Annotated in this window: 1 protein-coding gene; it reads left to right on the top strand. The window is 56.8% G+C overall.

From position 1 onward, the window contains the following. On the top strand, nt 1-366 hold a 366-nt coding region (locus tag ACGF49_RS25000), incomplete at both ends, for a POTRA domain-containing protein (RefSeq protein ID WP_387493455.1).

Below are 366 nucleotides of genomic sequence, written 5' to 3'. Positions count from 1 at the left end.
CAATCACGGCTATGTCACCAGCCGGGTTCTGGCTCCTCGCCAGGATTTGCGTACCCACACCTTAAAACTGGTGATGATACCGGGAAAAATCCGGCATATCCGCTATACCCCGGACAGCGGGAAAGATATCCAGCGGATAACCCCCTTTCCCGCGCGTGAAGGCAAGCTGCTGGATTTACGGGACATTGAGCAGGGATTAGAAAACTTGCAACGTTTCCCGACCGTGCAGGCGGATATGAACATTGTTCCGGCAGAGCAGCCGGGGGAGAGCGATATTGTGCTGGACTGGCGTCAGTCCCGGCACTGGCGAGTCGCCACGTATTTGGATGATACCGGCTCTAAGAGCACCGGGCGTTATCAGGGCGG

Source organism: Photorhabdus sp. RM96S (assembly GCF_042879335.1).
In the GTDB taxonomy this organism is placed as follows: domain Bacteria; phylum Pseudomonadota; class Gammaproteobacteria; order Enterobacterales; family Enterobacteriaceae; genus Photorhabdus; species Photorhabdus kayaii.
Note: the sequence above shows the minus strand (reverse complement) of the source record. Positions and strands in the feature narration are given on the sequence as shown.